Genomic DNA, 13,244 nt, shown 5'->3' with positions numbered 1-13,244 from the left:
GGACGGCTACCGCGGCGTTCACGGGTTCCGGGTGGCGGAGCCCCCGGCCCGGGGCGAGGCCCCGGATGTCACGGCGTGGGGTTCGGCCAGGAGTTGGTCTTGCAGATCAGACCGTCCTTGGCGACCTTGCCCTTGTCGCCGCCAGGGATGTCGTTGAGCATCGAGACGTAGTCGTCGTTGACGCCGAAGGACTGCTGCATCATCACCGGCGCGGGCTGGTTGTTGCCGCCGCAGCCGACGTGCTGGTTGCCCAGGGCGTGCCCGACCTCGTGGTTGATGGCGTACTGCCGGTAGCCGGTCATGTCGGCGCCGTACGCCTTCGCGCCGCGCACCCAGCGGGCCAGGTTGATCAGGACGCGGCCCATGCTCTTGCGGTAGCAGGACGCCTCGAACTTGATCTGGAACCCGCAGGCGTCCGCTCGGTGCGTCGTCTCCGGCGTGGTGAGGCTCACCTTGAACGACGGGTTCGGGAAGTTCGCGTCCACGCGCTGGAAGGCGACCTTGCCGTCCCACGTCCAGCTCTTGGGATCCGACAGCGTGCCCTGGACGGCCGAGGCGAAGGCGTCGTCACCGGCGTAGCTCGCCGGGTCGATGCCGTCCTCGACTTCGACGGTGTAGGTGTACAGCTTGCCGCTGCCGACCTTCGGGCCGCTGCCGGGCACGGTGTGCCACGCGCCCGCGCCGGCCTGGGTGAAGGGGCTGCCTTCCGGCAGGTCCGCCGTCGGGACCTTGAGGTCGACCGGGGTCGCCGGGTTCTCCGGGATGCCCTGGCCGTCGGCGCCGTCGATGGAGCCGCCGGACGTGTCGCCGCCCGCCGACTCGATCCCGGAACCGGCGCCCTGCTCGGCGATCGGCTCGGCCGGGCTGTTCGCGGTGTTGACGACGACGAGCACGGTCAGCACGACGAGGATCGGCAGGGCGTAGACGCGCCAGCCGTAGGTCTTGGTGAACTTGGCGAAGGCGGTCTTCGGGGGCTCTTCGGCCTGCTTGGCCTCCCGCGCCTGCTCGTGCGGCTTCCAGGACGCGCTCAGGGGCTCGGCGGAGGTCCGGCGGCCACCGGGGCGGTAGCGGTCCTCGCTGACGCGCTGGGCCGGCGCCTTCGCCGGGCGGTACTGCCCGGTGCGCGGCGGCTCTCCGGACTCGGGGGCACCTTGCGCGGGCCGGCGGGCCGACGCGCGGTGGGGAGCCCGCCGATCTTCGCCTCGCGCGTCCTGCTTCACCCGGTCCACCGCACCAGGGTGCCACAGCGCCGAAGCGGCGCCCTCGGCGACTGGCGGATCACGCAGCGATCAGTTGTCACCCGATCGGGCTACCAATTTCCGGCTTCGACGTGCTCCCACATGCCCAGAACCGCCTTCGCCACGACGATCGGCCGCTCCATCTGAGCCACGTGGCCGGTGCGCGGGAGCACGAGCAGCCGGGCCCGCGGGAGCGCGCGGGCGGTGCGCATGGCGCGTCGCGCCGTGATGACGCGGTCCTCCCGGCCCCAGACGACCAGCGTCGGCACCTTCACCAACGGCGCGAGGGACCACAGGGACGCCTTCCCGACCGCCGACCAGGCCCGGAAGATGCCGAACGTGCTGCGCGCCATCGCCGGGGCGGCCCAGGCGAAGGCCGCGCGGGCGCCGTGTTCCTCGGTCAGCTCGTCGAGCCGGCTCTCCGGGAACCTCGACGGGTCCGCGAAGCAGAGCTTGATGACCTGGGCGGCGCGTTCACGCGGGCCGAGCGCGGCGAGCTGGGCGCGTACCCGCGCGCCGACCAGCGGCAGGTAGGCGAACGCCATCCGCGGCTCCGACAGCCGCCGCGGGTCGGGGCGCCGGTCGGGCATGGCGGGTGAGATGAGCGTCAGCGTCTTGACGAGCTCCGGGTGCCGCGCGGCGACGATGAGCGCGATGGCGCCGCCCATGGAGTTGCCGAGCAGGTGGACGGGCGCGCCGACGTCGCGGATGTGCCGCGCGACGACCTCGGCGTGCGCTTCGAGGCTGAAGTCGAACCCGGCCTCGGGCTCGGAGCTGCCGAAGCCGGGCAGATCCGGCGCGGTGCCCCCGGCGACCGGGGCGAGCAGCGCCGCCAGGTCGGTCCAGTTCGTCGACGAACCGCCGAGGCCGTGGAGGTAGACGGCCGGCACGCCGTCCGGGCCCGGCGTGCGGCGGATGTGGAGGCGGGCGGTGCCGACCTCTTCGAACGTCGCCGGCCAGGGCGGCAGCACCGGCTCGAGCGACGGCAAAGCCCTGGTCGAGAGGGGCACGTGGGTCACCGGCGGCCGGGCCGCGCCGACGTCTCCCGGGTCGTGGGCGGAGGTCTTCACGGCTCCAGGATGCCCGACACTTGGCACAGCACGCGTACCGGCGAGTAATCTTCAGGTCGACTTCACGCGGTGGCGACCCCGCCCGTCGAAGGTGGCGAAGACGGGAGGAAGAGCATGACGGAGATGACGCGGTTGCAGCAACGAGGGGTGCGCTTGCCCCGGACCGAGCGCCGGGCCCAGCTCCTCGCCGCGGCGCAGCGGGTCTTCGCCGAGAACGGCTACCACGCCGCCGCCATGGACGAGATCGCCGAGGTCGCGGGCGTCAGCAAGCCGGTGCTCTACCAGCACTTCCCCGGCAAGCTCGACCTGTACATCGCGCTGCTCGAAAGCCATGTCGACGAGCTGGTCAGGCGCGTGCAGGCGGCGCTGGACTCGACAACGGAGAACAAGCAGCGCGTCCCGGCCACGGTCGGCGCGTTCTTCGACTTCGTGAGCAGCGACGCGGGCGCGTTCCGCATGGTGTTCGAGTCCGACCTGCGCGGCGAGCCGGCGGTCCAGGAAGCGGTGGACCGCGCGACCTCGGCGAGCGTGGACGCGATCACGGACACGATCACGGCGGACGCCGGTCTCGACGAGGACAAGGCGCGGCTGCTGGCGGTCGGGCTGGTCGGGATGAGCCAGGTCAGCGCCCGGTTCTGGCTGCAGCACCACCAGTCGATGAGCCAAGAGGAAGCAGTCGCCCTCACGGCCAACCTGGCCTGGCGCGGCATCGGCGGCGGCTTCCCGCTCAAGGACTCCTGATCCGGCCGAGGCCGTCACTTTCGTAGGGAAAGATCCGCCTCAAGGGGCCTCCGACGTATCTTTCCCTATGAAAGTGGCGTTTTGTTGGCAGGGCGTCAGCGGGTGGTGACGGCCATGCGGACCAGGGCCGAGAGGCGGCGGGCCACCTCGTAGGGACGCTCCTGCGGCAGCATGTGCCCGGCTCCCGGGTAGCGGACGAACTCCGCGTGCGGCAGCTCGTCCGCGATCACCTTCGCGTGCGCCAGCGGGCAGAGGCGGTCCTTCTCCCCCGCCAGCACCACCGACGGGACGTCGCAGAGCGCGCCCAGGCCGCCGACACCGCGGTGGGCCGCGATCGCAGTCAGGAACAGCCCCGCGCTCGCCGGGTGGCTGCACAGCAGCTGCTCGACGACGCTGTCGACCTGCGCACGGCTCGGCCGGTCGCCGAAGACCAGGCGCCGCGAACCGGACCGGACCATCCCCGGACGCAGGCGCAGCGTGTCCGACCGCAGGCCTGCCAGCAGGCGAGCCAGTCGCGGCTCGAAGCGCGTGACGCCCCGGCCGACCAGGCCCGGGAACCCGAGCGTCAGCCGGTCCATGTCCCCCGACGACGTCGCCACGAACGCCGCCCCCGCGAGCCGCGACGCGACCAGCGCGGGGTGCCGCTCGGCGAGCACCATCAGCGTCATGCCACCCATCGAGTGACCGGCGAGCACGAGCGGGCCCTTCGGGACGCGGTCGGCGATCAGCTCGGCCAGGTCGTCGGCGAGCCGGGCGATCGACGCCGAGCCCGGGCGCGCGGGCTCGGAACCGCCGTGGCCGCGCAGGTCGTAGCGCAGCACCCGCACGCCGGGATCGAGGTGCGGCAGCACGAAGTCCCACGTGCGGTGGTCCTGCGTCCAGCCGTGGACGAGCACCAGCGTCACAGCCGAGTCGGCGGGGCCGGACTCGGCGACGTGCAGCGCGGCGCCGTCGCTCGCGACGAACCGGTGCCCGAGCGACGGGTTCCGCAGCCGCGACGCGGTCGTCACCGGCCCGCCGGGAGCAGGAAGGACTTGCGCCAGAAGAACTTCCCGGGCAGCCCGACCAGGCCCGACTCCTCCAGGAACGGCATGATCTTCTCCCCGGCCCAGGCGATCGTGCCCTGCCAGTGCGGGTTGTTCAGCGCGGCCTCGACGCCGTCGCGCGGCCGGATCCCGACCGCCTTGTAAACGTTCGGGTTGATGAACGCCCGCGTCACGAAGTACGAGATGAGCGCGATGACGAACTGCTGGTAGGCGATCTCGGCCTTGGACAGCTTCGCCATGCCGCGCGTGACCTCTTCGCGGGCGAAGGTGACGTGCCGCGCCTCCTCCAGCACGTGGATCCGGTTGACCATCCGGACCAGCGGCTGGATGCCGTCGTCGTTCATCTGCTCGCGCTGCAGCCGGTCCAGCACTTCTTCGGCGACCAGGATCGCGCCGTAACGCGCCGGGCCGTAGGAGATCGCCGGCATCAGCTTCGCGAGCTTCCGCAGCCACGGCACCGGGCCGTAGGCGGGGCAGCCGATCCGCGACGCCATCCGCGCGAACATCGTCGAGTGCCGGCACTCGTCGGCGATCTCGGTGAGCGCGAACTGCGCGTGCGCGGACGTCGGGTCCTGCTTGTAGACCTCCTTGAGCAGCATCTGCATCAGGAGGATCTCGAACCACAGCCCGGTGGTCGCGACGCTGGCGACCTCGTGCTTCCCCAGTTCGATGCGCTGCTCCGGCGTCAGCTTGTCCCAGAGCTTCGTGCCGTACAGCGAGGAGCGCTCGTCCGGGATGAACCGCTTGCCCTCGACCAGCGGCGCGGTCCAGTCGATGTCGACGTCGGGGTCGTAGAACTTGTTCGCCGACGACTTGAGCAGCCGCTCCGCGGTCTTTTCGCGATCCGGTTCCTTCAGCGTCCGCGTCATCGCCGACAGCCCCTTCCGAAACATGTAACTTGAGGTAACAGTTACCTCTGGTAGCATCCCCCTCGTGATCGAACGTGTCAAGCGCTCCGGCAAGCCGTCCAAGCCTTCGTCGCGCGGCGAGGAGGCGACCGGCGACGCCCGCCGGGACCGCTGGCGCAAGCACCGGATCGCGCGGCGCAAGGAGTTCGTCGAGGCCGCCCTGCGCGCGCTCGACACCCACGGCCCGGACCTCGGCATGGAGGACGTCGCCGCCGAGGCGGGCGTCACGAAACCCGTGCTGTACCGGCACTTCGACGACAAGGCCGACCTCTACGTCGCCCTCGGGCAGCGCGGCACGGAGATCCTCTTCGAGCGGCTGATCCCGGCGATCAACGCCGAACTGGCGCCGGTGCCGCGGATCCGGATGGCGCTCGACGCGTTCTTCACCGTGATCGAGGAGCACCCGAACCTGTACCGGCTGCTCGCGCACGGACGCCCGGAGAAGCCGGTCGGTTCCGACGTCGTGGCCGAGGACAAGGAACTGATCGCGACGGCGCTGACCGCGCTGCTCGGCGACTACATGCGGATGTTCAACATGGACTCCGGCGCGGCCGAGCCGTGGGCGCACGGCATCGTCGGGATGGTCCAGAACACCGGCGAGTGGTGGCTGGACCGCCGGTCGATGGGCCGCGACGCCGTCGTCGAGTACCTGACGCAGATCATCTGGGCGGCCATCGACGGGCTGAGCCGCCAGCACGGCGTGGTCATCGACCCGAACCAGCCGCTGGAAGCGAACAAGGTGGTCCAGCTGGGCCGCACGGAACCCGTGCCTGTTGAGGAGACGTCATGAGCGACCACGACGAAGACGGCTACAGCGGCGAAGCGACCCTGGTGGTCGACGGCGTCTCGCTGACGGCGCAGGTGGAGCTGCGCGGCTACTTCCAGCCGATCGACGGCTTCTACCGCTGGTACGGCCGGGTGGCGGTGCACGAAGAGCTGGCGAAACTGGCCGGCGGCAAGAAGAAGGCCGTCGAGATCCACGCGGGCGCGCACACCGCGACGGGCGAACTGTCGGACCCGGACCCGTGGGGCCGCTACCGGATCACGGGCACCAGCACGCCCCCGTTCCACGTGCCGACGTCGCTGGAAGAGCTCAACGCCTGAAGTCCGTGAATGCCACATTCACGGACACCAGGTCCCTCGATGGGGCATTCACGGACTTTCGCAGCCGCCCGCGACGACGCTCGCCCGTGAAGGCGCCGCCGCGGGCGGCGCGGTGGAACCGGCTCGGCCACCCGCGCGGTGGCCGTGCCGGGATACGACTCAGGGGTGCCGCGGGCTCGGCAGGTCACGTCCGGGGAGCCAGCCGTTCGCGATGTCCGTCGCGCGCCAGCCGCGGACGCTCAGGCGGACCGCCACCACCGGGGCGTCCAGGAACGGCGCCGCCTCCGGGACCTTCGCCACCAGCGTCTCCCGCACCCGCGTGTCGTCCTCACCGGCGACGACCTCGGCGAGCGCCCGCGCCTGCAGGAACGGCTGCATCGGCGAACCGGTCGACACGACCACCGACACCACCGGGTTCTCACGGATCGCGGCGAGCGTCCGGCCGCGGCGCTCCAGCACCAGGTTCAGCGTGAACGCGTCGTCCTCGGCGAAGTAGACGCCGCCGACCCACGGGCCGTCACTGCCCGAAGTCGCGAGGAACAGCGACTTGTGCGTCGCCAGGGTGCTCCGCACGAGGTCCGCCACGGCGGTCGTCGTGGGCTCGACAGTGGTCATCGACTTGCTCCGGAGGGGTGTCGGTCCGGGCCCCGTGGCGCCGGATCGCCGACGAAGTTAAGCCGGGAAACCCCGACACACCAAGGAAAGCGCACCGATCCGGTGAACCTGGCGGAGGACCTGGTCCGGCCACCGCGAGAAGCGCGCCATCGCCCATTCGAGGGGCCCGCGCCCGATCCGGCGACGCCAGGCCACCGAAGCGAGGAGCGCGACCGCCGAGAAGGCCACGAAATGGGTGAGCGCGAACACGTCCGGGCCGTCACCGTCGCTGTCCCAGATCAGCCGGATCGCCACGAAGTGCAGCACGTACGCGGAAAGCGCGCGGCCGCCGAGATCGGCCAGCGGCCGCAGGAGCCGCTCGACGCGCGGCGCGAGCAGCAGGCAGCCGCCGATCACCGACGCCGCGATGCCGATCGACACCAGCAGGTCGAACGGCGTGCACGACGCGCCGCTCGCCAGCGGCTCCCACGCCCACGTCGTGGTCGGCGGCGTGCCGTAGATCCAGGACTCGTCGAGGTGCAGCAGCGTCTCCGGGCTCATGCCGTAGCTCGCCGCGGCCGGTTCCAGAGCCTGGTAGACGGCTTCGAGGCCGCCGAAGACGCGCGTCGCGAGCCACGAGACGGCGTACGCGCCCGCCGCCAGCGCCGCGCCGCCGAAGCACAGCCGGCGGCGCACCACCGGCGACGTCAGGTCGAGGCGCCCGATCGCCATCCCGGCGAACAGGTAGGCCATCAGGGTGGCCGCCGGGAACGTCCCGGTCAGCAGCAGCACGCCGGCCGCGCGCCCGAGGCCGTGCCAGGTCGCTAAGTCGCCCCACGCGACGTCCGGCGCCGCGAAGACCAGGTCGCGCGGCGCGAAGACGGACCGCACCGCGAAGGACACCAGCGGCATGACCACGGCCGTGACCAGGGCGGCGACGGCGAGCGTGCGCGCCCGGCAGCGCAGCCACGCCGGTCGCGAGCAGGAAGCAGGCGCCGTAGTAGGCGAGGATGACCATGTAGCCGGTGCCGAGCCCGGTGAGCAGGAGGCCCAGCGCGACCAGCAGCGGGGCCCGGGTCGCCAGCCGCAGCGCGACGCGCGTGCGGGCCCGGCCCGCCTTGGGCCGCCGCCCGCCGGACATCAGCGCGATCGAGACGCCGGCCAGCACCGCGAAGAGCGCGGCGGAATGGCCTTCGAAGGGCTTGAACCAGGCGGCGCCACCGCCGTCGAGCGGGTTCGGCCCGAGGTGCACCGCGTACATCCCCAGCACCGCGGCCCCGCGGGCCACGTCGATCCCGGTCAGCCGGACGGCCGGTCCGCTCCGGGGAGCGGGACCGGCCGTGGGCTGGTGTTCGCGGCTCCGTGCCGGAGCCGTTGCTACCGCGTGGACGCCGTCCACCTCATCTCTCGCTCACCTCACCCGAACCCCTGCCGGGGCACGGTTACGGATGGGGCTGAGAGCGAGCTGAGACCGGACGGTTACCGCGGTGTGACGTCAGTCGCCGACGCCGAAGCCGACCTTGCGGGTGTCGGACGGCGCGATCTCGACGTAGGCGATGCGGTCGGAGGGGACGATGTACTTGCGGCCCTTCTCGTCGCTGAGGCGGAAGAGCCCGTCACCGGCCGTCAGGGCCTCGGAGACCAGCTTCTCCACCTCGTCGGGAGACTGGCCACTGGACACCACCAGCTCGCGCGGGGTGTCCTTGATGCCGATCTTGACCTCCACGTGGGACCTCCGCTGGAAATTCGAAAGGGATGTGCTCGGCAAGGCTAACCGAACCGGGTCGTTGCGGTGCCGCATGTCCGCGCCCGGCCACGTCGTCGTGTCCTGGTACTCCATCGGGGTCAGCCCAGGCCGAGGGCCTGCATGCGCTTCGTGTGCCCCTGTTGCAACCTTCGGAACAGTGCCGCAATTCCGGAGAGGTCACCCGATCCGCCGATGATGAGCTCGGCCAGGCCGTCTCGTTCGGCGACGACGTACTGGGCCTGCGTGAGCGCTTCGCCGAGCAGGCGGCGCCCCCACAGAGCGAGCTTGTCGCGGGTCTTGGGGTCGGCTTCGATCCCGGCCGCCACCTCGCGCTCGGCGAAGGCGGAGTGTCCGGTGTCGGCCAGCACGGTGAGCACCAGGTCCTTGGTCTCGGGGTCCAGCCAGCTGGCCATCTCCCGGTAGAGGTCGGCGGCGAGGCCGTCGCCGACGTAAGCTTTGACGAGCGACTCCAGCCAGGACTTCGGCGGGGTCGAGGCGTGCCAGTCGTCGATGTGCTTCGGGAACGGCGCCATCGCGACCTCGATCGCGACGCCGTGCCCGGCCAGGTGCGCGGACAGCAGGCCGTAGTGACCGATCTCGGCGGCCGCCATGGCCGCCAGCGCGGCCCGCCCGGCCAGGGTGGGGGCACTGCGAGCGTCCTCGGCCAGCCGGTCGAACGCGGACAGCTCGAGATAGGCGATCACGCCCAGAAGGTCGACGACGCCTTCGGTGATCTCTTTCGGGTCGGTCACGGCAGCAGGGTATCGCCGAAGCACCCGGGCGTGTCGGGACGAGACCGATCCCACTGCCTCCGGCGTGCCGGGTGCTGTCGAAAAACTGCTGACCAGGTACACTGCCTTTGATATCGAAGCTTCCGCACGTCACTACAGGCGTCGGGATCAGGCAGGCCACGAGGCCCGCCGACGTACTGCAATGTGCGTGCACGCCTCTTCCGGCATTCCCGGGACGGACCGGTTCCGCGCTTCACTTCAGCGCTGGGGACCAGGGTTTACTCCCGGTCGAGTGTCGAAACGGGACTCAGGGTTGTGCGCGCTGGTCACGAGAGAGGCGATCACCCTGACCGCAGAAAATCCCACAACCGAACAGAACTCCCCCGCCGTCGCGCTGGAACACAGCGAGACCGGCCCGGCCGCGCTCGACACGTCGCACCCGCTGCAGGCGGGCGTCGAGGTGGAGCCCGAGGCCCCGACCTTCGCGTCCTTCGGCGTCAAGCCGGAGATCATCAAAGCACTCGCCGAAGTCGGCATCGAGCGGACCTTCGCGATCCAGGAGCTCACGCTGCCGCTGGCGATGGCCGGCGACGACCTCATCGGCCAGGCCCGCACCGGCATGGGCAAGACCCTGGGCTTCGGCGTCCCGCTGCTGCACCGCGTGGAGGTGCCGGGCGACGGCACCCCGCAGGTGCTGGTCGTGGTGCCGACCCGCGAGCTGTGCATCCAGGTCGCCAACGACCTCAAGGGCGCCGGCAAGCACCTCGGCATCCGCACCCTGGCCATCTACGGCGGCCGCCCGTACGAGCCGCAGATCGAGGCGCTCCGCAAGGGCATCGACGTCGTGATCGGCACCCCGGGCCGGCTCCTCGACCTGGCCGAGCAGAAGCACCTGGTGCTCGGCAAGGTCCGCGGGCTGGTGCTCGACGAGGCCGACGAGATGCTCGACCTGGGCTTCCTGCCCGACATCGAGCGCATCCTGCGGATGGTCCCGGACAAGCGCCAGACGATGCTGTTCTCGGCCACCATGCCGGGGCCGATCATCACGCTGGCCCGCACGTTCCTGAACCAGCCGACGCACATCCGCGCCGAGGAGAACGACGCGAGCGCGATCCACGAGCGCACCACCCAGTTCGTCTACCGGGCGCACTCGATGGACAAGCCCGAGGTCATCGCCCGGATCCTGCAGGCGGCCGACCGCGGCCTCACGATGATCTTCAGCCGCACCAAGCGCACCGCGCAGAAGGTGGCCGACGACCTGGTCGAGCGCGGCTTCGCGGCCGCCGCCGTGCACGGTGACCTGGGCCAGGGCGCCCGCGAGCAGGCCCTGCGCGCGTTCCGCTCCGGCAAGGTCGACGTGCTGGTCGCGACCGACGTCGCCGCCCGCGGCATCGACATCGACGACGTCACGCACGTGATCAACTACCAGTGCCCGGACGACGAGAAGACCTACGTCCACCGCATCGGCCGCACCGGCCGCGCTGGCCGCACCGGTGTCGCCGTCACGCTCGTCGACTGGGACGAGATGCCGCGCTGGAAGCTCATCTCGGACACCCTCGGCCTCGACAAGCCGGAGCCGGTCGAGACGTACTCGTCGTCGAAGCACCTGTTCGAGGACCTGGGCATCCCGGCGGGCAAGACCGGGCGGCTACCGCTCGCCAACCGCACCCGTGCGGGCCTGTCGGCCGAGGTGGAAGAGGACCTGGGCGGCAAGCGCCGTGGCCGTGGCCAGGCCCAGGGCCGTGGCAACACCTCCGCCGGCGGCCCCGAGTCGCCGTCGTCGTCTTCGGAGGACGCGCCGCCCAAGCGCAACCGCACCCCGCGCAAGCGGACCCGCGGTGCCGCGCGGGCGGACGAGACGAGCGAGGCCACCGACACCGCGGCCACGTCCGGTTCGGGCTCAGGCTCGGAGCCCGGCGAGGCCACTGCCGAAGGCCGCACCCGGACCCGGCGTCGCACCCGCGGCACCGCCCCGGAGACGGCCGGCCCGGTGGAGAAGGAGTCCGGCGAGAACGCCGAACGCCCGGCTCGACGGCGCCGCCGTCGCCGCCCGGCCGCGACTTCTGATACACCTGCGTCGGCAGACTGAGGCTTTAGCGCGGGGAGCAGGTACGTGAGCGACGAGGACAAGGCTGCTTCTTCCGTGCCCGAGGAAGAACCGGAGCAGCCTTCGGAAGCCGCCGCTCTGGGCTCCGAGGACGTCCTCGACGACGTCGAACCTGCTCCGCCCGCGCCGCGGGTCAAGGCCCGTCGTTCGCCGTGGAATCGCGGCCGGGACCGGGTGCTCGCCGCGGTGATCGCGGTGGTCGTCGTCGCGGTCGCGCTGGTCATCGGCGCGACCAGCGACAGCGAAGGCACCGACCGGACCGAGGCCGACCCGCCGTCGCCGCTGCCCGCGGCGCCGAACACGGTGCCCGGTTCGCTGGCCGAGATCTGGAGCGCCCGCAGCGGCGCGACGCCGGTCCCGGTGGCCAGCGGCGACGCCGTCGTCACGGCGGACGGCGGCGAGGTCGCCGCCCGCGACCCGCTGACCGGGCAGATCCGCTGGCACTACACGCGTGACCTGCCGTTGTGCACGCTCAACGAGACGTGGGGGCGGGTCAACGCCGTCTACCACAAGACCGAGAACTGCAGCGAGGTCACGCAGCTCGACCCGGGCACCGGCCGGATCACCGCCCAGCGCAACGGCAACGCCGAGCTGGGCACCCGGCTGGTCAGCGACGGCTCGCACGTGACCACCACCGGCAAGAAGCTGCTCGACACCTGGCGCGACGACCTGGTGCAGAGCGCCGAGTACGGCCAGGTCCCGGCGCTGGTCAACGCGGGCAAGCAGCCGCGCACCGGCTGCACGTACGGCACGGTCGCGGCGGCGTCGGGCAAGGTCGGCGTCATCGAGCGCTGCCCGGGCGACCCGGCGGACCGCTTGAGCGTCTACAAGGCGGCGCCGGAGAAGGACGACGAGCCCCAGATGGCGTTCAGCTCGGTGCTGGCGGGCAAGCGGGCGCGCGTGATCGCGATGTCGGGCGACCTGACGGCGGTGGTCCTGCCGGACCAGAAGCTCCTGGTGATCTACAACGGCGACGGCTCCCAGCGCGCGGCGTACCCCCTGGACGTCCCGCCGGCCGACCTGGCCGCGGACCCGCAGGGCGGCGTCGAGCAGACGTCCCAGACCGCGGCGAACGTCTACTGGTTCAGCGGCTCGAAGGTGCTGGCCCTCTCCCGCGACGACCTGTCCCCGCGCTGGACGCTGGGCAGCGCGATGGGCCCCGGCGTGACGTTCGCCGGGCAGCTGGTGGTCCCCATCAAGGGCGGCTTGGCGGTGCTGAACGAGAACGACGGCTCCACGATCCGCACGGTGGGCGTCGACCGCCGCGGCTACGCGGGCCCAGTCCGCCTGGGCACGGCCGGGCCCGTCCTGCTGGAAGAACGCGGCGACACCCTCACCGCCCTGAAGTAACCCGTATCCCGCGTGATTCAGCACGTGATCAGCGTGATTGAAGCCGGAACTCGCGAGTTCCGGCTTCAATCACGCGAGTTCCGGGTCTGATCACGCGAGTTCCGGGTTCGTCAGGTGAGCCAGAAGAGGGTCAGGGCGGAGACCACGAACAGGACCACGGCGATCCCCGCGCCGGCGGCGGGAAGGCCGTTGCGGCGGTCTGCGACCCGCTGGGCCAGCAACGCCAGCACCGCGGCGACGGGGTGACCGATCAGCAGCACCGGGCCGGGGCCGGGAGCGTCGGTGTACAGGCAGGCTCCCGCGACCACGAGCACGCCGACGGCCAGGACCGTGAGGCCCGCGGCCAGTGAGCCGGTGAAGCCGCGCCACCAGCGGCCGCCCGGCTTCGCGGGTTTCGCCGCTTCGGCCGCGGCTTGCTCGACGGTCTCCGGTGAGGTGGCGTCAGCCTCACCGCCCTCCGGCGCGTCGGCCTCGGCCGGCGCGTCAGGTGACGGCGCCGCCGGGTCCGCGATGACCGGGTGGGGCGTCGTTCTGTCGTCCGGCCGCGGGGTCGGCAGCGGGACCGTCGCCAGTTCCTCGGTGTCCGGTGAGGCCACTTTCTCTCCTGT

At 71.7% G+C, this 13,244-nt stretch carries 14 protein-coding genes; 5 read left to right on the top strand and 9 right to left on the bottom strand.

What is annotated here, in order from left to right:
- Positions 1–68: 68 nt before the first annotated feature.
- Both ACLJQZ_RS29245 and ACLJQZ_RS29240 read right to left on the bottom strand, forming a co-directional pair.
- Positions 69–1,229 (bottom strand): DUF3152 domain-containing protein, encoded by a 1,161-nt coding sequence (locus ACLJQZ_RS29245; RefSeq protein ID WP_410623073.1) that lies wholly within the window; start codon positions 1,227–1,229, stop codon positions 69–71.
- Between the two features lie 80 nt (positions 1,230–1,309).
- A complete protein-coding gene (locus ACLJQZ_RS29240; RefSeq protein ID WP_410623171.1) occupies positions 1,310–2,209 on the bottom strand; it encodes an alpha/beta fold hydrolase in 900 nt (299 codons plus the stop codon).
- A 213-nt stretch (positions 2,210–2,422) separates the two neighbouring features.
- On the opposite strand from ACLJQZ_RS29240, the gene ACLJQZ_RS29235 reads away from it, so the two are divergent.
- Positions 2,423–3,049 (top strand): TetR/AcrR family transcriptional regulator, encoded by a 627-nt coding sequence (locus tag ACLJQZ_RS29235; RefSeq protein ID WP_247061100.1) that lies wholly within the window; start codon positions 2,423–2,425, stop codon positions 3,047–3,049.
- 95 nt (positions 3,050–3,144) lie between these two features.
- Here the strand turns inward: ACLJQZ_RS29235 and ACLJQZ_RS29230 are convergent, their stop codons facing one another.
- On the bottom strand, positions 3,145–4,059 hold the full coding sequence (locus tag ACLJQZ_RS29230; protein ID WP_410623072.1) for an alpha/beta fold hydrolase: 915 nt from the start codon (positions 4,057–4,059) through the stop codon (positions 3,145–3,147).
- Positions 4,056–4,964: an AurF N-oxygenase family protein gene (locus tag ACLJQZ_RS29225; RefSeq protein WP_410623071.1), complete on the bottom strand. Its 909-nt coding sequence runs from the start codon at positions 4,962–4,964 to the stop codon at positions 4,056–4,058. The genes ACLJQZ_RS29230 and ACLJQZ_RS29225 overlap by 4 nt, the downstream gene beginning before the upstream one ends.
- 55 nt (positions 4,965–5,019) lie before the next feature.
- Between ACLJQZ_RS29225 and ACLJQZ_RS29220 the strand changes: the two genes are divergently transcribed.
- Positions 5,020–5,793 (top strand): TetR/AcrR family transcriptional regulator, encoded by a 774-nt coding sequence (locus ACLJQZ_RS29220; RefSeq protein ID WP_326951771.1) that lies wholly within the window; start codon positions 5,020–5,022, stop codon positions 5,791–5,793.
- Positions 5,790–6,107 carry a DUF4873 domain-containing protein gene (locus tag ACLJQZ_RS29215; protein ID WP_247061095.1) on the top strand — a complete coding sequence of 106 codons (318 nt, stop codon included), beginning with the start codon at positions 5,790–5,792 and terminating at the stop codon, positions 6,105–6,107. The genes ACLJQZ_RS29220 and ACLJQZ_RS29215 overlap by 4 nt, the downstream gene beginning before the upstream one ends.
- 159 nt (positions 6,108–6,266) lie before the next feature.
- Here the strand turns inward: ACLJQZ_RS29215 and ACLJQZ_RS29210 are convergent, their stop codons facing one another.
- The 4 genes from ACLJQZ_RS29210 to ACLJQZ_RS29195 all read right to left on the bottom strand — a co-directional run bounded on the left by ACLJQZ_RS29210 (position 6,267) and on the right by ACLJQZ_RS29195 (position 9,200).
- On the bottom strand, positions 6,267–6,722 hold the full coding sequence (locus ACLJQZ_RS29210; protein WP_410623070.1) for a pyridoxamine 5'-phosphate oxidase family protein: 456 nt from the start codon (positions 6,720–6,722) through the stop codon (positions 6,267–6,269).
- Between the two features lie 57 nt (positions 6,723–6,779).
- Complete coding sequence (locus ACLJQZ_RS29205; RefSeq protein WP_410623069.1) at positions 6,780–7,613, bottom strand: DUF418 domain-containing protein; 834 nt, start codon at positions 7,611–7,613, stop codon at positions 6,780–6,782.
- A gap of 583 nt (positions 7,614–8,196) precedes the next feature.
- Positions 8,197–8,427 (bottom strand): DUF3107 domain-containing protein, encoded by a 231-nt coding sequence (locus ACLJQZ_RS29200; protein ID WP_410623068.1) that lies wholly within the window; start codon positions 8,425–8,427, stop codon positions 8,197–8,199.
- Positions 8,428–8,546: 119 nt separating this feature from the next.
- Positions 8,547–9,200 carry a ferritin-like fold-containing protein gene (locus tag ACLJQZ_RS29195; RefSeq protein WP_410623067.1) on the bottom strand — a complete coding sequence of 218 codons (654 nt, stop codon included), beginning with the start codon at positions 9,198–9,200 and terminating at the stop codon, positions 8,547–8,549.
- 439 nt (positions 9,201–9,639) lie between these two features.
- On the opposite strand from ACLJQZ_RS29195, the gene ACLJQZ_RS29190 reads away from it, so the two are divergent.
- Entirely contained in the window at positions 9,640–11,268 is a 1,629-nt protein-coding gene (locus ACLJQZ_RS29190) for a DEAD/DEAH box helicase (protein WP_410623170.1), read from the top strand.
- A gap of 24 nt (positions 11,269–11,292) precedes the next feature.
- On the top strand, positions 11,293–12,636 hold the full coding sequence (locus tag ACLJQZ_RS29185; RefSeq protein ID WP_410623066.1) for a hypothetical protein: 1,344 nt from the start codon (positions 11,293–11,295) through the stop codon (positions 12,634–12,636).
- A gap of 110 nt (positions 12,637–12,746) precedes the next feature.
- Here ACLJQZ_RS29185 and ACLJQZ_RS29180 read toward each other — a convergent pair whose 3' ends face one another.
- Positions 12,747–13,232 (bottom strand): hypothetical protein, encoded by a 486-nt coding sequence (locus ACLJQZ_RS29180; RefSeq protein WP_410623065.1) that lies wholly within the window; start codon positions 13,230–13,232, stop codon positions 12,747–12,749.
- Positions 13,233–13,244: the final 12 nt, after the last annotated feature.

It is taken from the genome of Amycolatopsis sp. cmx-8-4, from assembly GCF_046548675.1.
Classification (GTDB): Bacteria; Actinomycetota; Actinomycetes; order Mycobacteriales; family Pseudonocardiaceae; genus Amycolatopsis.
Note: the sequence above shows the minus strand (reverse complement) of the source record. Positions and strands in the feature narration are given on the sequence as shown.

What these genes read in the sequence shown, in the direction of transcription:
- ACLJQZ_RS29205 (WP_410623069.1), bottom strand. Translation starts at nt 7,613, where the DNA reads ATGCCGCTGGTGTCCTTCGCGGTGCGGTCCGTCTTCGCGCCGCGCGAC.
- ACLJQZ_RS29225 (WP_410623071.1), bottom strand. Translation starts at nt 4,964, where the DNA reads ATGACGCGGACGCTGAAGGAACCGGATCGCGAAAAGACCGCGGAGCGG.
- ACLJQZ_RS29210 (WP_410623070.1), bottom strand. Translation starts at nt 6,722, where the DNA reads ATGACCACTGTCGAGCCCACGACGACCGCCGTGGCGGACCTCGTGCGG.
- ACLJQZ_RS29215 (WP_247061095.1), top strand. Translation starts at nt 5,790, where the DNA reads ATGAGCGACCACGACGAAGACGGCTACAGCGGCGAAGCGACCCTGGTG.
- ACLJQZ_RS29235 (WP_247061100.1), top strand. Translation starts at nt 2,423, where the DNA reads ATGACGGAGATGACGCGGTTGCAGCAACGAGGGGTGCGCTTGCCCCGG.